The organism is Desulfovulcanus sp., from assembly GCF_982781345.1.
Window position 1 is genome coordinate 21,207 of the sequence record NZ_CEYAEZ010000020.1, and the last position, 17,955, is coordinate 39,161.

The window sequence follows — 17,955 nt, forward strand, 5'->3', positions numbered from 1 at the left end:
TGCATTTTGGTTGAGTAGGTAAGTAGACGAGTGGTTGAGTAAGTGAGTAGGTGAAGTGAATATTCTTTTTATTGTCGATATTTATGGTAAATAATACCAGATAGTTAGCTTTGTCACGCCGATGCTTTGCTTATCCGCAAGCTTCGCCAAGAGGAAAATTGAGGAAATAAAAAGCTTACACCCTACATCGAAAAGAGTGCATCCGGTAGATGTTTTGAGTACGTCATTCTGAGCGAAGCGAAGAATCCCGTTTACTACGTTAGAGATTCTTCGGTCGCTTATACTCCCTCAGAATGACGTTCCAGAGCCCAGCTAACGGCTTCACGCTACCGGGAAAAAATTTGAATTTTGTATATGATTCTTTACAAGGTAAACTCAACGTATCCAATCAACAGGGTAGCAAGCAGGCACACAGGACTGGTGGGCTTTGTAGCCGGTTACAATTCAACTAGTTAGTCGTTGCATCAGGGCCATCCTGATTTCCTGTTCCTGTTCAGGGTCCAAAATCTTCTCCCGCTCAACATTTAAGACATAAAAAATATCTGCGACCTGGTCCTTATGGGTGGCAAGCTTTGCAAAGACAATATCCAGACGAAGATTTAAAAGGGTCGCGCCTATATCGTACAGAAGCCCAACCCGATCGTTGGCAATGACTTCGATCACGGTGTAAAAATCAGAACTATTGTTATCAATTATCACCTCGGGCTTGTATTCTGGAATTTCCACCCGTTGCAAGTAATCAGATTTTTGCTTCTTCAATGAAAGACGATAATCCAAGGACAATCTGCCGGTCATGACTCGCTTCAAGTCATGGGCCACTTTGTCCCAAAATTCACCTGCAAATAAAGGATCAGGCGGGTTCGAGACCCGGAAAACATCCACAACTATATCGTTTTTAAAAACATTTAAGTCTGCAGATAAGATATTAATATTATTAAGGGCCAACACTCCGGCTATATTCATAAAAAGACCTGGCTCATCATAGCTAACTACAGTCAGTTCCCAGCACCGGGCTTGGGGATTTTCGTGAGCGTCAAGGATAACCCCCTTGCAGCCACCTTTGAAAGAGTTAGCTTTTCCTTCTTGAAATAACCTTTTAATCAATAACAGATGGGCGTGTATTGTTTCTGGTGAAAAATGGAGTAAGTAACGCGAAGGTAAAGCATCCAGGAGTTCCTCTAACTGTTCAAAATCAAAATCATTTTTTGCCAAGCTACGCAAACGGTCCCTTGTAGTGGCCATTTTATGTGCAGCGTGTGGGCTGGCCAGACTTCCCTGCTCCAGAATTTTCCTGACCTTAAAAAAGACCTCTTTAAGCAAGGCTTCGACCCAGGGATTCCAAGCCTTGGGCCCGGTGGCCTTTGAATCAGCATAAGAAAGCAAGGTGAGTAATGCTAGCCTGTGAACCGAACCAATTTGACTCGCCAGATTAATAATCACGGATTCATCTTCAAGGTCCTGTCGGGTAGCAGTCTTAATTAACAACAAATGATGTTCAATGAGAAAGGCTGTTTGCGCGATAACTGTTTCATTAATACGCAAGCGGGCTAAAATTTTGCGGGCAAGCTTTGCACCTACCCGGGCATGATTTTTTTGCCCCTTTCCAATATCGTGTAAAAGAGCTGCCAGGCGAAGTGCTGGGTCAGCAACGTAATCGCTTAAATATTCACTTAAGAAATCTTCATCGTTCCGAGCATAATTACACAAAAAAGAAACAGTTTTAACGCTATGTTGGCCAACAGGATAAGTATGGTAAGCATCAAATTGTACCTGGTCCTCGACCAGACCAAACTCGGGAATAAACGACCCGAGGAAACCTGTTTCTAGCATCTGTTCCAGGGCAAAGTCCGCCTTCTGTGACAATAAGATATCGAGGAATCTTTGTCCGGCAAGGACATGGGACTGGAGGCTATTCATAATCATGGGCACAAGCTGACCAATAAGTCGTCTGGTTTCCCAGGACAGCGGCGCCCCAAGCAAAGCACTTTGCTTAAAAATTTCCAATATCAGCAAGTTATTGCTTAAAATTGCCTCCGGAGAGAAAAAGGACAATTTTCGGCCATCAAACTTAAGTTCTTGAGATAAGGCGAGGTGCCCATCTGAATACGAAAACAGCTCTGTCTTTGCTGAAAAATAGGTATGCAAAAACAAACGGCACAACACCTTGAGACTCGTCATCTCGCGGTGCAGTCTGGACAAAAAGCTCTCCACGCCAAACTTGCCTCTCTGGTCTTTAAAACCTAGTTTAATGGCCAGGTCTGGCTGAAGTTCAAAGTGGAGAAGATCAGTCCTTCTGCCTGTTAAAAGGTGCAGGTGAGAACGAACCAAAAAAAGAAAGTCTAGGTGTGTCTGTAGGGCCTCGTATTCAGGATGAGATAAAAGACCATGTTTGGCCAGTTCATCAAGTTCTCTCAAAGCAAAATGAACTCGAGCGAGCCAAAGTATATAGTGATAATCTCGCAGTCCGCCCAAGCCTTCCTTAAGATGCGGTTCAATCATGGCACTGGCATCACCAAGCTGCTTTCTTCTTTGCTCATACTTTTCTTTCAGCCATTCGGTAAATCTAGACTTTAATTCCGGAACAAGCTCGTTTTGAACAAGGGTATGAAGTTGAGAAAAAATCTCCTTCTCCCCTGCTAAAAAACGCATATCCAAAAGCGAGGTGAAAACATCCAGGTTTTTCCTGGACAAGGCCAAACATTCTTTTACAGAACGAACCCCATGCCCAAGGTCAAGACCCGCATCCCAGAGAGGATGAAACAAATCACGAGCCAGGTCTTCGGCCTCAACCGGTATATCTTCCGCAAACAAAATTAAAACATCAATATCCGACTCCGGACAGAGTTCTGATCGTCCATATCCGCCCACTGCCACAAGAGCAAAGGAGGAAGTTAAGAAGCTGGGAAGTTGGGAAGTTGATGTATAAATCTCTGCAAGCCTGTCCTGAAAATAGTCATCAACAGCCTGTGCATATTTATGTACAAAACCCTTTCCTCCTATTTTGTTCAACATAGGATGATCAATTTCATCCCTGAACCTAACAAGCCGTGTTATGGCATTACACATCTTCTCTTCCCATCTTCTTACCTTCTCCAACCCTCTTTTTATCCTAAATGGCCTGGGCTCCACTCTCTCCGGTACGGATGCGCACAACATCGTCTACAGGAAGGACAAAAATCTTGCCGTCTCCGATCTTGCCTGTGCGCGCGGCATCCTGAACGCTGCGCAAGACATCAGCGACAAGACTCTCTTCTATAACAACCTCAATTTTGACCTTGGGCAAAAAATCCACCTGGTACTCAGCCCCTCTATATACTTCTTTGTGCCCCCTCTGCCGGCCAAAACCTTTGACTTCAGTTACAGTCATTCCTTTTATCCCAAGTTTGGTCAAACTTTCCTTGACTTCGTCAAGTTTAAACGGCCTGGTGATGATCTCTACCTTTTTCATAGTCACTCCTGAAATTTTTAATATTACAGGCAGGTGCAGATTTTAAACCTGCGCCTACCTCTACAGTATTGTTCTCTTATAGCTGATAGCCACTTTCACTATGTTCACTAACATCTAAACCCCGCTCTTCATTTTCTTCATCGACCCGCAATCCAACGGTGGCATCAACGACTTTAAGAAGAATAAAACTAACGATAAATGAAAAGGCACAGGTTGCAACAACCGAAACAAACTGAATCCACAGCTGGGATGGATTGCCAAAAAATAGTCCATTAGCACCATCCGGATTAATCATCTTGCTGGCAAAGAGGCCTGTTGCCAAGGCTCCCCAAACACCACCCAAACCATGAATGCCAACCACATCTAAAGAATCATCATAACCAAACTTGGATTTTAAGAGTACGCCGTAAAAACAGATTATACCACCTGCAAACCCAATAACCAAAGCTGAAAGAGGACCTACAAACCCTGCTGCCGGGGTAATAGCGACGAGTCCAGCAACTGCACCACTGGCAAGACCAAGTGTGGTTGGTTTGCCATGGTGCATCCATTCAATAAGTGTCCAACTAACCGCAGCGGCAGCCGCAGCAATATGGGTAGTGACAAAAGCATTGGCAGCAAGCCCATTTATCGCCAAGGCACTACCTGCATTAAACCCAAACCAACCAAACCAGAGTATAGCCGCACCAGTAAGCGTCATAGGCAAATTATGAGGGAGAAAAGATCTGCTCCCAAACCCACGTCTGGGCCCAATTATTAAAGCAGCTGCCAGGGCTGCACTTCCGGAGCTCATGTGTACTACTGCGCCACCGGCAAAATCCAGTGCTCCCATGGCTCCCATCCAGCCTCCTCCCCAAACCCAATGACATAAAGGGCTGTAGACAAGTGTTGACCACAATATTGTAAACAAAAGAAACGCGCTAAATTTCATCCTCTCGGCAAAGGCACCAGTAATCAAAGCCGGAGTAATAATGGCAAACATACCCTGAAAAATCATAAAGGCCAGGTGAGGAATTGTTGAGGCATATTCTGGGCTTGGTTCCACGCCCACGCCTTTTAATCCGATAAAATCCAAGCCACCAATGAGCCCACCAATATCCTTACCAAAAGAAAGAGAATACCCCCATAAAATCCATACAATGGTGATAACCCCCAGGCAAATAAAACTTTGCATGATTGTCCCCAGAACATTCTTGGATCTGGTCATGCCTCCGTAAAAAAGAGCCAAACCAGGGGTCATAAACATAACAAGTGCTGCTGAAATTAGAACAAACGCAGTATCAGCTCCGTTCATTTTATCCTCCCTACAAAAAAATTTTTACAAAATTAGCAACCGACGTGCCAATTGTAAATAATTTTAAAAATCAAGATGTTATCAAAAAACAAGACCTCCCACGAAGAACAAAGAAACGAAATTGTAAAAAAAGAAAGACACTTTTAACATTTTTGTCATTAATACCAACAAACCATTGTTCTGCTTCCACTCATGACACCCTCTATGGCTAAACAACAAAATGATAATATAACATTGTGAAATTTAAGCAGATTTACCTAAAACCAACAGACTAGCCACAACAAAAATATTGGTATGTGGTTATTTTCTTTACTTATTTTTAGTTTAAAAAAAATTACAAAATTGACAAAATATTACTTTACAAAAATTGTAAAAGTATTTCCTGAAAAAGAATACAAAACTCCACTTTGAATTTTCATCCGCCGTGTGATAGGTATATCAAGTTCGTTGAGATTGTCGGAAGCTACTGGACAATAAAGGATAAAATGATTTTAGAATGCTAAATATTTCCTAATAAACAACGAACTCAATATGAAGGAGTATAATATGAAGGATAAGGTAACTATCCTGGACATCATTAAGGCCAAAGGACAACGTAAATTGACCATGCTCACAGCTTATGATTTCAACACATCCTATTATGTGGACCAGAGTGGTGTAGATATGATTCTGGTTGGCGACTCTCTGGCTATGGTGGTTTTAGGTCATGAAGATACCCTAAGCATCGGCATGGAGGAGATGTTGCACCATACTCGAGCAGTAAGCAGGGCAGCTAAACGAGCTCTGGTTATTGCCGACATGCCATTTATGTCTTATCAGACCAGCGTAGAAGAAGCAGTTCGTAATGCCGGTCTTTTTCTAAAAAAAGGTCGAGCCCACGCGGTTAAACTCGAAGGAGGAAGAAAAGTAATCACCCAAATTAGGTCTATTGTCGAGGCAGGTATACCAGTTCAAGGACATATTGGATTAACCCCTCAAAGTATCAGGCAATTAGGTGGATTTAAGGTTCAGGGCAAGGATGTAAATCAGGCTGAAGCGCTAATCCAGGACGCTAAGGCACTGGAAGAAGCCGGGTGCTTTAGTCTTGTTCTGGAGGCTATCCCAACAGACTTGGCTGCTCAAATTACATCCAGCGTATCTATTCCAACCATAGGCATAGGTGCGGGCCCTCATTGCGACGGCCAAGTCCTGGTTATCCATGACCTCCTTGGACTCAACGACCGCTTCAAGCCCAAATTTGTCAAACAATATGCCCAACTAGGGGGGACAATTCGTGAGGCTATAACACGTTTCCGAGAGGAAGTGGAAAACGGAGAGTTCCCGGATACTGAGCATAGTTATTCCTAAACAGATTAAAGAGCCTGTGGCCAAATCCTATTTCAAGCGCTGATTGAAAAGTCCTGGTTTCTGAAATGCATTACAAACGGCTTGGGTAACCGCGGAAAAACAGAGCATCGGGATGAGTGGGCTGAATATTTTGCGATATTGACCATAACTATAGATAATAAAAGAATATTTGTTTACCCAAAATACCCCATTATGCTCTGTCCGCAAACAAAATTTAGATGGGTCCAAGTCTTTGTACCAGCATGAAAGAAACCAAGACTAGAATAAATCATGGAAATTGAGTTGAGATAAAGGTTCGGCCACAGACTCAAAAGGTGAACAGGCTTAAACAAAGATGTAAGAGCAAACCCAACCCTGCCAGGCAACGAATCCGCCAGAAGATATCTTTACAGATTTTCTATGATCACCAGAACTCAGCCCGCTCTTTGTAAGCCTTTTCAAAATCTTTCACCTTTTTCTTCTGAGCCTCAGTTCTGGCAAGGGACTTAATCTTTTTTTGATGGAAACGGGTTTGTCTTTTATTATTCTTGTATAAATTGGCATAGGCAAGATGCAAATGGGCAGCAAACCTGTCCCCTTTCTGACCCAAAACCCGAGCCAAATGTTCATGTACTTCAGCATCTTCCGGGATATACTTTAAAACTTTCCGTAAATAGATGCTGGCTGTGTCAAAATCGCCCTTTTCTGCCAACACTCGAGCATAAAAAAAAATGGCCATTAAATCCTTAGGGTTCAACAAAATAGCCTTTTGCAGGTATAATGCTGCCTGCTCCAATTGTCCGTAGGCATAATAAAATCTTCCCCCTTCCCTTAAAAAAAGAGGATCCTTTGAACCACATTTTAAGACCTTGGCAAAAACTGTTTCTGCCTCCTTGATTCTATTCAGCCGACTTAAAGCAATTGCTTGGCCAAGGCCGCACAGGCACTCATCAAGTGCTTTTTCCTGAAAAAATTTAAGAGCCGATGCAGGGTCAGTGTATCTGGCCCGAAGCAAAGTTTGAACCCGATAAAACTCTTTGTCACTGTAGGCAGGTAAGTCAACCTTCTTTTTGAGCCTGTTTATTCTTCCCTGCAAATAACCGATTCTTTCCTCTATACCGGGATGAGTGCTTAAATAGGATGGAATATTACCACCGCCCGAAAGCCATTTCTTTTTACGAATCTTTTCAAAGGCAGATACCATTCCTTGCGGATTAAACCCTGCGGCCATGAGAAAATTTAAACCAACCTGGTCAGCTTCACGCTCATCATCACGAGAATACTTTAAAAAGGCAGATTTTGCTCCTGCAAGTGAACCTACTACCAGAGCATCCCCCCCAGCTTTAGAACCGATAAACACCCCTGCCAAGACCCCAAGCAGAGTTCCTAAACCGATTAGCTGAGAGCGTTCTATATTTTTGGCCACATGACGCTGAGAAATATGGGCCAATTCATGAGCCAGTACTGCGGCTACTTCTGATTCATGTTCCATACCTAAAATTAAACCGGAAAAAATCACCATATACCCAGCTACAGTAGCAAAGGCATTCATATTATTATTGTTAACCACATCTATTGTTATGGGAAAAAGCTGCGGAGGCATGTTTCTTTCTAAGCGCTGCACAATCTTCTGCACATAATTTTTCACTTCCGGATCTTCAATAATCTGGAACCTGGTCCGGATCAGTTTTTTAAACTTCTCCCCCAGCTTTGCCTCATCTTTGATGGTAAACTCGCCCAGGTAAGCTTTTGAAGCAGAAGGGGTAAAAACAAAGAAAAATATCAGGATAAGAGACAGGTATTTTGTGACTTGATGTTTAATATTCAATGTCCAAGATCCAAGCTTTGGGTCCGATATTCGGGACTCGAGTAAAAAATATTTAAATAATTATTCAAATTTAACCAAAAGTTTACCGAAATACAATAAAATTACTATTTATTCATCATATCCAAAAATTCTTTATTATTTTTTGTTCCTCGCATTTTATCCAAAAGGAACTCCATACTATTGATGGGATTCATGGGCGAAAGGACTTTACGCAGGATCCACACGCGGTTTAACACATCTTTAGGTAAGAGCAAGTCTTCCTTGCGGGTTCCCGAACGATTTATATCGATTGCAGGAAAAACCCGCTTATCAGCCAGGTGCCGATCCAGGTAAAGGTCCATATTGCCAGTACCTTTAAACTCCTCAAATATAACCTCATCCATGCGCGAACCCGTGTCAATTAAGGCTGTTGCAATAATGGTCAGACTTCCACCTTCTTCAATATTTCGTGCGGCCCCAAAAAATCTCTTTGGCCTTTGCAGAGCATTGGCGTCCAAACCTCCGGACAGAACCCGACCGGATGAGGGGGTTATAGCATTATATGCCCGCCCCAACCTAGTGATGCTGTCCAGTAAAATAACCACATCCATCTTCCGCTCAACCAAGCGCTTGGCCTTTTCCAAAACCATCTCCGCCACCTGGACATGCCTTTGGGGTGGTTCATCAAAAGTGGAGCTAATAACTTCGGCTTTGACTGTACGCTCCATGTCTGTAACTTCTTCTGGACGCTCATCTATGAGCAACACTATGAGAAAGGCGTCAGGATGGTTAGCATTTATAGAATTGGCAATGGTCTGTAGAAGCATGGTTTTTCCTGTCCTTGGAGGAGCAACAATCAACCCTCTTTGCCCTTTTCCAATAGGAGTTAAAAGATCAATAATGCGCGCCGAATAATTTTCAGCGCCATTCTCCATAATATACCGTTCATTAGGATAAATTGGGGTTAAGTTATCAAATAAAACCAAATTTTTGGATTCATCCGGGTCAGCATAACCAATTTTATTCACTCTAAGCAAAGCAAAATAACGCTCTCCCTCCTTGGGCGGCCTAATCTGACCAGAGACAACGTCACCAGTACGCAAACCAAATCTTCTTATCTGGGAAGGAGAAACATATATATCGTCTGGTCCTGGCATATAGCTATACATGGGTGAACGTAAAAAACCAAATCCGTCAGGCAAAATCTCCAAAACACCTTCTCCATATATAGTCCCATTTTGAGACGCACAGGCCTGAAGAATAGAAAATATTAATTCTTGTTTACGCAACCCACTCGGATTCTCAATTTTAAACTGACTAGCCAACTCCATCAACTCATTCATGGATTTAGTCTTCAATTCAGACAAATTCATAAAAATTTTCTCCTTAAATATTTATAATATAATTTTAACTAACCAGACACCTTGCAATCCAGCCAAAACAAGACGCATGGCATTTAAAATTGTATGTTGCTTCAATACGTTACAACAAAATGCTGTTTACCAAAATGCAAAATTAGTTTTTGGCGTAATCATTGATTCTCTATGTAAGAAAACAATAAATGGATTTGTATAAAATTGGAATGCACTTAGTTGTAGAAACTAAAAACTAGGGGTAAAAAAATATAAAAAATATGCAAAAAGCTTAATCTTGATATTTAAAAAATATTTACGCAACATAATCCATAGAATTAAAAAATAAACTAAAACTAATGACGTACTAATCCCACCCTACTTAGGATAGTAGAAGCATCAAAGTATAAAAGCCTATTGAAAATTAATTTTAAATTAGTTTAAAAGATCTTATCTCTATAGAAGGGAATTAAGTGTTTACCTATATTCTTGTATTCTTGGTTGGCAACTATAGATAGGAAACCCAATGCGGAATATAAAGTTATAAAAATATATATACTATTTTATAATTATGTCAACAAAAAAAGCTATTCTTCATCAACCTCGTTTACTTCTTCATTTGCTTTAAGTATATCAGCAAAAAGTTCTTCAACTTTTCTTTTTGCCTCACTTTGAGTTACGCCTAGAGCATAAGAAAGCTCCATGGATATAAGCCCCATAGCTTGTTCTAAAAGCCTTCTTTCTCCAAACGATAACTCTTTATCCTTACTAATCAGATAAAGCTCTTTAAGGACATAGGCTACATCTTTTAGTTCTTTACTCTTTAATTTCTCAGAATATTCACGGTAGCGGCGGTTCCAATTCTGACCCGAATAACCTGTAAAATCTGAACGATCCTTTAAAAACTCTAATATAGCCTCACCTTCTTCCTTGTTATATACTGGCCTTAAACCTACATTTTCAGCATTAGCGGTAGGAACCATCAATGTTACGTTATTACTTAGAATGCGCACAATATATAATTGAGTTTTAACCCCTCCAATCTCCTGCTCTTCTATAGCTTCAACTTTTCCGACGCCTTGGGCGGGATAGACTACTAATTCACCAACTGAAAACACTTTCTTCCTCCGGGAAAGCAAATTTATGTTGCCTTATTTCAAGCAGCGTGTGAGTTATACCTCAAACCTGAGAATAAGTCTATGGTCAGCTTTTAAATTTCTTAACTTCTGCCAAAATTAGTTTATTTTCCAACTATTTACTGTTTGTTGAGCATACTCGAAACCATGTTGACAATAAATATCCAGGGCTAACACTGCTTTCTCAACAACCTTGAGCCAAAGCTCTTGCTCACCAGGATGAAAATCTGACAACACATAATCGGCTATATCGGCCCCAGGCTCAGGTCTACCGATACCGAGTCTCAACCGGGCAAATTCCTGAGAGCCCAAGTATCTCGCAATAGAACGAAGTCCATTGTGCCCGGCCAGACCTCCACCGAATTTAAATTTTAATCTTCCCAGTGGCAAATCCAACTCATCATGAAGAATCAAAACCCTATCTGGCGACAAAAAAAATTTGCGCATTATTTTGGAAACAGCCACGCCGCTGTTATTCATATAAGTCAAAGGCTTTAAAATAAGCCACGATTGCTTTTTATCTTCGTCATCCCACGCATAAAGCTCCAGGTCCAAAGACTTCAGCTTCTTCTTCACTAACCCCGGACCATATCGTTCTTTTTGGCTTAAAAATAAATCAACAACCTGAAAGCCAAAATTATGCCTGGTTTTTACATACTTCCGTCCAGGATTACCTAGTCCGACTATTAGTCCAGAAAATCGCATGATTCAAAAACTATCTAAAATAGCCCAAAATAAAAGCCCCAATAAAGGGGCTTATGTTTTTATATTAAAATTGATTTCTTAAACTCTTAATTACTACTCTTCTACTTCTTCTTCCTCGCCTTCCTCTTCCTCTGTGTCAGAAGAAGTTGGCTCAACAATTCCTACTACAGCAAAATTTTCTTCAAAAACAGCTTGTACACCATCCGGAAGAGTTAAATCACTAACAAGTAGATTTTGATTGATATCCAGGTCTGTGACATCAATAACAATATGTTCGGGTATATTGGTAGGTAAACAAGTAACTTCGAGTTGATCGCGATAAATTTCAATAATACCGCCAGCTTCAACACCTTTAGCCTTTCCTACAACTTGAACAGGCACCTGCAGAGTGACCTCTTTTTCTAAATCAACACCATAAAAATCAACATGGATAAGTATAGACTTGAACGGATGCTTATCCACTGCCCAAATAAGGGCCGGACGCTTTTCAACTTTGTCAGCATCAGCAATTTCAAGCTCAACCACATGTGTAGAGCCAGCCTGCTCCCATGTTTTACGAAATGGGGTGGAACGTACCTGAAGAGGAATATTTTCACCTTTGGCATTATAGTAGACTGCCGGAACGAAACCCTGTTTGCGAAGCTTACGACTTGCTCCCTTGCCCTTTGCTGTCCTCGTTTCAACTTGCAGGGTAAATATCTCTGACATTTCTATTCTCCTTTTAAGTTTGGAGTTTAGAGCTTGAAGTTAATTGAAAATTTTATTCTACTACTTAAACGACAAAAGTCAATTTCACACTTCCTCTACAATCACTTTAAACTCTAAACCCCAATACATTAAACTCTAGAAAATTCTAGACTTAAATCAATTAGTGCGAAAACAACACGCTGACAGATGACTCTGTATGGATATTATGTATGGCCTTAGCCAGCAGACTGGCTACAGAGATCACTTTAAACTTTGAACACTGTCTGGCCTTTTCAACAAGAGGTATAGTATCCGTAACAATAATTTCTTTAAAAACAGACTGCTCCAACCTAGCCACAGCCGGACCAGACAAGACAGGGTGCGTGGCACAAGCATATACTTCCTTGGCCCCATTCTCAGCCAAGACCTTGCCCGCCGCAACCATAGTCCCGGCAGTGTCAATCATGTCATCAAGAACTATAGCCGTCTTATCTCGTACATCCCCGATAATACGCATCGCCTCAGCCTTATTAGGCGCATCTCGACGCTTATCTATTATAGCGAGCTCCGCCCCTAAACGCTTGGCATAGGCTCTGGCACGCTCTGTCCCCCCTGCATCAGGCGACACCACCACCACATCGCCATTAAATTGGCGCATATAATCCAACAGCACTTCAGCTGCAAACAAATTGTCGACTGGAATATTAAAAAAACCCTGAATCTGTCCGGCATGAAGATCAACAGTCAACAAACGATTGACCCCTGCAACCGTGATAAAGTCAGCCACCAGTTTTGCGCTAATAGGAACCCTGGGCACAACCTTGCGGTCCTGACGAGCATAACCATAATAAGGAACCACTGCAGTCACCCGTCCCACACTGGCACGCTTGAGCGCATCAAGCATCAAACAAAGTTCCATAAGGTTATGATTTACAGGGGCACATGTAGACTGAACAACAAATACATCATCACCGCGAACATTATCCCCAATCTCTACCCGTATCTCCCCATCGCTGAAAGTGGTCACGAGGGTTGGACTTAAATTCATTCCCAAATGATCGCAAATCCCCTCTGCAAGCGATGGATTGGCAGTCCCAGTGATAATTTTTAATTCTCCATGCCTCGGCATCTTTTCCTCTAAAAAAATTGGCTGGGGCGGAAGGATTCGAACCCTCGAATGACGGGACCAAAACCCGTTGCCTTACCACTTGGCGACGCCCCAGCATTAGAAGTGATATGTATAGAAAGGTATGGAAAGTTGACTCAAAATAAGGCTGGCTTGCTCCTGAAGTTCTACTCGCCTAAAGAAGGCTATCATACTTGAGCCTGACCCACTTAAAACAACAGCACTAGCTCCACTTCTTAGTATAGTCAATTTTAAATCATATAACTGCCAGAACTCAGGAAGCACGACCTGCTCAAAACTATTGTAAAGAACCAACGTCCTTGTGAAGGTCGCCTTTTTATCCTTCCCCCATTCTCTTGTCAAGAGATAATCTTTTTTTTGTTTTTCATCCCAGGCGCGATAAGCCCAGGCCGTTGAAATATGTATTTTGGGACAGATTAAAAGAGCATGCCAGCCTGTCAAATCCACATTTTCTAAACGAATCTTATCCCCGATTCCCGTTACCCAAGCCGGTGAATTGAGAATGAAAAAGGGGACATCAGCCCCCACCTCGCTTCCCAGGGCAAGCAAATCCTCTTCAGAAAGAGACCTGTCTTTGGCCAATGAGTTTAAGAACTTCAGGATACATGCAGCATCCGAACTTCCTCCCCCCAACCCCGCACCTATAGGAATTTTTTTACGCAAATAGACATTTAAACCCGGCCAGAAACCGGTTTTCTTACCATATGCAAGGTAGGCCTTCTCCAGAATATTTTGATTTTCCAGCTCAGGTATAGAACATTTAAGTATGAACTCTTTCCGAGTGGTAACCTCGATTACCAGCTCATCAAAAGGTTTTGCAAGAGGATAGAACAAAGATTCAAGCTGATGATAACCATTATCCAGCTTTGAAACTATATTTAGGTACAGGTTAACTTTACACCCCGGCCTGAACAAATACTTCTGCATTTCAAATTAAATCCCTTGCCATTATGAAACGGAGTAATTGGGAAACGAGGAAAGGGAGCAACGGGGAGTCTTTTCTCTGCTTCTCTCTCCCCGCTTCACCCTTTCAAGAGTCTGTGGCCAAACCCTATTAAGATGCCTTACCCTGTCCTTTACAATGCTTTCAAGAAATCAGGATTTCCAATCAGGTAGTCAAAATGGGGTTTGCCACAGACTCTCAATATTAATCCTCCAGGGAAATAACCCTGAATAAATTCTGCCCATCACGTTTGATCAAGAGCATAAGCACTTTTTTCTTTTTGGCATCAGTTTCAAATATTCTTTTAAACTCCTGTATAGAGTTAACTTCCTGACCGTTGACCTCCAAAATCACATCACCAGCCCGCACTCCGCTTAAGTCAGCCTTGGAGCCATCCTGCACTCCTGTAACCAGAAGACCTTGAACTTTATCCAAACCAAGGGCCTTGGCCTCTTCCGGCCTTACTGAACGGAGACTCAAACCAAGCACACTTTCTTCTACCTCGGATTCCGGGGAACCATTTTTAGCCAATTTATGAATACTTCTTTCTCCCAAAGTAACATATAAATCTTTAACTGTGCCTTTTCTCCAAATGGTTATCTTAATTTTAGCCCCAGGCAAAAGTTCACCGATTCTTCGTGTCAAATCAGAAGCATTTTCAACTACCTGCCCTTCTACTGCGATAATTACATCACCTGCTTTAATCCCGGCCTTATCTGCCGGATCTCCCGGTGTTACAGATGCAACTAAAGCTCCTTTTGGAGTTTCAAGCCCTAAAGCTTTAGCTGTATTTTCATCCAGGTTCTGAATACTTACTCCAAGCCATCCTCTTTTAACTTTCTTATGTTTTTTTAACTGATCAATAACGTTTTTTGCCAGGTTGCTCGGGATGGCAAAACCTATTCCCTGACCAGAAGCAATAATGGCAGTATTGATACCAATTACTTCACCGTTAAGGTCCAGCAATGGCCCCCCACTGTTTCCCGGATTAATGGAAGCATCGGTTTGAATAAAATTGTCATACGGCCCAGCCCCGATTATTCTACCTTTGGCACTAACAATGCCTGCTGTGACAGTATGGTCCAGCCCAAAAGGATTACCAATAGCGACCACCCACTGGCCCACCTTTATTTTATCAGAATCACCAAATTTCAATGTAGGCAATTCAATATCCGCTTCGATCTTTAACAAGGCGAGATCTGTTTCAGGATCCGTACCTATTATCTTCGCATCATAGGTCTTCTCGCCATATTCGTCCTGAAATTTAACCTTTATCTCATCCGCCCCATCAATAACATGATTGTTAGTAACTATATATCCATCCTTGGAAATGATGAACCCGGAACCCAAAGAACGTTGTTTTTGGGGTCGCTTGAATTGTCTGCCGAAAAATCGTTCAAACTGGTCAAAAAACTCTTCAAAAGGATGTCCCTGTCTGGGCAATCCTTTAAAAAAATCTCTAACGTCCGGCCTTTTGACAACTTTGACTGTCCCTATATTGACCACTGCTTTTCCAGCCTTGGCCGCTAGTTCAGTAAAGTCCGGCAGGGCTGCCCAAGAAAGGGTAAACCAACATATTGAAAGCAAAACAATCCCCAGCTTAAACACCTTTTTGTTCATTCGAAACCTCCTCAATTTTCCACAGTCAGAAAACAATAAATTCTTTTTTCAAAAAGTAAACCTGGCAAGGCTAAAAAACCATGTTGATTAAAAGCTCTTAATTCCCTAAAAGCACTCTCCTGCTATAGGTAACTATAGAATGGTCGTCTAAAATAGTTTTTTGTCCCATTGCAGATCACATTAAAAAATATCTATAACTCCGAAGCATTCTCTGGTCAACGAAGGAATTAGGCCTTTTGAGTTTGTGACTTTCTAAAATCTTCCAAGGTTGGCCAAGGGTGCAAGGATGTAAAAAGGTGGAGTAGATATGATTGAAAATGAAATCAAAAGACCTTGGCTTAAAAGCTATGATAAAGAAGTAAGTCATAATCTGCATTACGAACAAATGCCCATTTATGAATATTTGGACCGCTCAGCTCAGAAATACCCACAAAGACCAGCTATTGTCTTTAACAACTGGAAAATAACTTATAGCAAACTGAAAAAATTAACTGAAAGAGTTGCAGCTAATCTTCGCGCTTACGGCCTTAATCCGGGGGACAGGGTGGCCATCATGCTACCAAACACACCCCAGTGTATAATTACTTATTGGGGCGTGCTCAAAGCCGGTGGAGTGGTAGTCATGACCAATCCATTATATATGGAAAAAGAATTATTACACCACTTTAACGATTCACAAGCCAAATTTCTAATAACTCTTGATCTACTATGGCCCAAAATCAACAAACTGTCAGCCAAACTCAAACTACAAAAAGTCTTTATCACTCGTATTTCAGACTGCTTACGCTTTCCTCTAAATGTCCTTTACAATTTCAAGGCCAAGAGAGAAAATAGTGCCCCAACGATTCAATATGACAAAGAAAAAATTCTGCCATGGAAAACCCTTTTTCAAAAGGGACCTATATTTACCAAATACATTCCCAATCCGAATCGTGAGCTGGCCGTTCTGCAATACACAGGTGGAACCACAGGCATTTCAAAAGGGGTCATGCTCACGCACTTCAATCTAGCTGCCAATATTCAGCAATGCTTGGCTATCTTACACGAAATCAAACACACTAAAAACACAGTCATTGGAGTTCTGCCCTATTTTCATATCTATGGTTTAACTGTCTGTGTAAATCTTGCCACAGCCATTGGAGCCACCTTGGCACCATTCCCACGATTTGTGCCTCGCGAGCTACTCCAGGCCATTAACAAAATAAAGCCAACTGTTTTCCCCTCGGCTCCATCTGTGTTCATGGCCTTAATGCAGCAAAAAGATATTCATAAATATAACCTCTCTTCTATCAAATATTGCATCTCTGGCTCTGCGCCTATTCCAGTGGAACTTATTGAACGGTTTAAAAAAATGACTGGGGCAGAGATCATCGAAGGATACGGTCTGACTGAGGCTTCGCCCATTACGCATTTAAATCCCCTTCGTGGCAAAAAGAAATATGGTTCTATTGGCCTGCCTTTTCCTGATACTGATGCCTGTATTGTAGATATGGAGTTAGGCACTATCACCTTGCCACCCGGAAAAATTGGTGAACTAATCATTCGAGGTCCTCAAGTTATGAAAGGATACTGGAACATGCCGGACGAAACAGCTACTGCCCTACGAAACAATTGGTTATATACCGGGGATATTGGATATATGGATGAAGAAGGATATTTTTATATTGTTGACCGTAAAAAAGACCTAATCATTTCTGGCGGTTACAATATATATCCCAGAGAGATAGATGAGGTCCTGCACGAACATCCCAAAATCAAAGAGGCTGTTGCAGTAGGTATCCCAAGCCCGACTCGCGGAGAAATCGTTAAGGCCTTCATTGTGCCTCAGCCTGGAGAAAAGCTGACCAAGGCCGAGGTAATTTCTTTTTGTCGCCAAAAACTAGCAAATTATAAGGTCCCAAAACAGATTGAATTTCGAGACGAACTACCCAAAACCATGGTAGGTAAGGTCTTGCGTAGAGCTCTACGAGAAGAAGAATTGAAGAAACTTAAAGAAAAAAAGCAAAAATAACACAAAAATTTATGCTCAGTGATAAATGAAGAGATGGCAGAGCTATGTGAACACACAGTGAAACAAGTTAATGCTACTGGATTATTTACAACTACTACAAAGATTTTTAAAAAATGTTTTTCACTTGTAAAAGAGTCTGTGGCCAACCCCCTTTTTGACTACCAGATTTAGAAATCCTGGTTTCTTGAATGCATTGCAAAGGGTTGGGTAAGTCATCTTGGCGAAGCTTGCGGATAAGCAGAGCATCGGGAGGACAAAGCTAAATATTCGGGACTATTTGCCATAACTATCGACAATAAAAAGAATGTTCATTTATCCTAAATACCCCATTATGCTCTGCCCGCAAGCAAGCTATAGATGGATCCAGGCATTTGCACCAGCATGAAAGAAATCAGGATTGAGAAAAATTATGAAAAATTCTCCTCTTAAGTAGGGTTTGGCCACAGACTCAAAAGTAATTTACACAGTTACGAGTAAAC

At 41.6% G+C, this 17,955-nt stretch carries 13 protein-coding genes and 1 tRNA gene; 2 read left to right on the forward strand and 12 right to left on the reverse strand.

What is annotated here, in order from left to right:
* Window positions 1–444: 444 nt before the first annotated feature.
* The 3 genes from glnD to AC3WVG_RS04910 form a co-directional block, all read right to left on the reverse strand.
* Window positions 445–3,096, reverse strand: a complete 2,652-nt coding sequence (gene glnD / locus AC3WVG_RS04900; protein ID WP_488797060.1) for a [protein-PII] uridylyltransferase — start codon at window positions 3,094–3,096, stop codon at window positions 445–447.
* A gap of 13 nt (window positions 3,097–3,109) precedes the next feature.
* The gene (locus AC3WVG_RS04905; protein WP_252381108.1) at window positions 3,110–3,448 is read right to left on the reverse strand and encodes a P-II family nitrogen regulator; all 339 of its coding nucleotides are present in this window, start codon (window positions 3,446–3,448) and stop codon (window positions 3,110–3,112) included.
* Between the two features lie 76 nt (window positions 3,449–3,524).
* Window positions 3,525–4,742, reverse strand: a complete 1,218-nt coding sequence (locus tag AC3WVG_RS04910) for an ammonium transporter (protein ID WP_488797061.1) — start codon at window positions 4,740–4,742, stop codon at window positions 3,525–3,527.
* 546 nt (window positions 4,743–5,288) lie between these two features.
* Here AC3WVG_RS04910 and panB point away from each other — a divergent pair.
* Window positions 5,289–6,089 (forward strand): 3-methyl-2-oxobutanoate hydroxymethyltransferase, encoded by an 801-nt coding sequence (panB, locus tag AC3WVG_RS04915; protein ID WP_488797062.1) that lies wholly within the window; start codon window positions 5,289–5,291, stop codon window positions 6,087–6,089.
* Window positions 6,090–6,492: 403 nt separating this feature from the next.
* Here the strand turns inward: panB and AC3WVG_RS04920 are convergent, their stop codons facing one another.
* The 9 genes from AC3WVG_RS04920 to AC3WVG_RS04960 all read right to left on the reverse strand — a co-directional run bounded on the left by AC3WVG_RS04920 (window position 6,493) and on the right by AC3WVG_RS04960 (window position 15,465).
* A complete protein-coding gene (locus AC3WVG_RS04920) occupies window positions 6,493–7,896 on the reverse strand; it encodes a beta-barrel assembly-enhancing protease (RefSeq protein WP_488797063.1) in 1,404 nt (467 codons plus the stop codon).
* Window positions 7,897–8,000: 104 nt separating this feature from the next.
* Window positions 8,001–9,248 (reverse strand): transcription termination factor Rho, encoded by a 1,248-nt coding sequence (rho, locus tag AC3WVG_RS04925; protein ID WP_252381104.1) that lies wholly within the window; start codon window positions 9,246–9,248, stop codon window positions 8,001–8,003.
* Between the two features lie 566 nt (window positions 9,249–9,814).
* On the reverse strand, window positions 9,815–10,345 hold the full coding sequence (locus AC3WVG_RS04930; RefSeq protein WP_488797064.1) for a CarD family transcriptional regulator: 531 nt from the start codon (window positions 10,343–10,345) through the stop codon (window positions 9,815–9,817).
* A 117-nt stretch (window positions 10,346–10,462) separates the two neighbouring features.
* Window positions 10,463–11,068, reverse strand: a complete 606-nt coding sequence (pth, locus tag AC3WVG_RS04935; RefSeq protein ID WP_488797065.1) for an aminoacyl-tRNA hydrolase — start codon at window positions 11,066–11,068, stop codon at window positions 10,463–10,465.
* Between the two features lie 93 nt (window positions 11,069–11,161).
* Entirely contained in the window at window positions 11,162–11,776 is a 615-nt protein-coding gene (locus AC3WVG_RS04940) for a 50S ribosomal protein L25/general stress protein Ctc (protein ID WP_488797066.1), read from the reverse strand.
* Window positions 11,777–11,936: 160 nt separating this feature from the next.
* Complete coding sequence (locus tag AC3WVG_RS04945; protein WP_488797067.1) at window positions 11,937–12,884, reverse strand: ribose-phosphate diphosphokinase; 948 nt, start codon at window positions 12,882–12,884, stop codon at window positions 11,937–11,939.
* A gap of 18 nt (window positions 12,885–12,902) precedes the next feature.
* Window positions 12,903–12,977: transfer RNA gene (locus AC3WVG_RS04950), tRNA-Gln, on the reverse strand.
* 3 nt (window positions 12,978–12,980) lie between these two features.
* Window positions 12,981–13,829, reverse strand: coding sequence for a 4-(cytidine 5'-diphospho)-2-C-methyl-D-erythritol kinase (gene ispE, locus AC3WVG_RS04955; protein ID WP_488797068.1), 849 nt, complete (start codon window positions 13,827–13,829; stop codon window positions 12,981–12,983).
* Between the two features lie 220 nt (window positions 13,830–14,049).
* Entirely contained in the window at window positions 14,050–15,465 is a 1,416-nt protein-coding gene (locus tag AC3WVG_RS04960) for a DegQ family serine endoprotease (protein ID WP_488797069.1), read from the reverse strand.
* A gap of 307 nt (window positions 15,466–15,772) precedes the next feature.
* Between AC3WVG_RS04960 and AC3WVG_RS04965 the strand changes: the two genes are divergently transcribed.
* The gene (locus tag AC3WVG_RS04965) at window positions 15,773–17,476 is read left to right on the forward strand and encodes a long-chain-fatty-acid--CoA ligase (protein ID WP_488797070.1); all 1,704 of its coding nucleotides are present in this window, start codon (window positions 15,773–15,775) and stop codon (window positions 17,474–17,476) included.
* Window positions 17,477–17,955 lie beyond the last annotated feature (479 nt).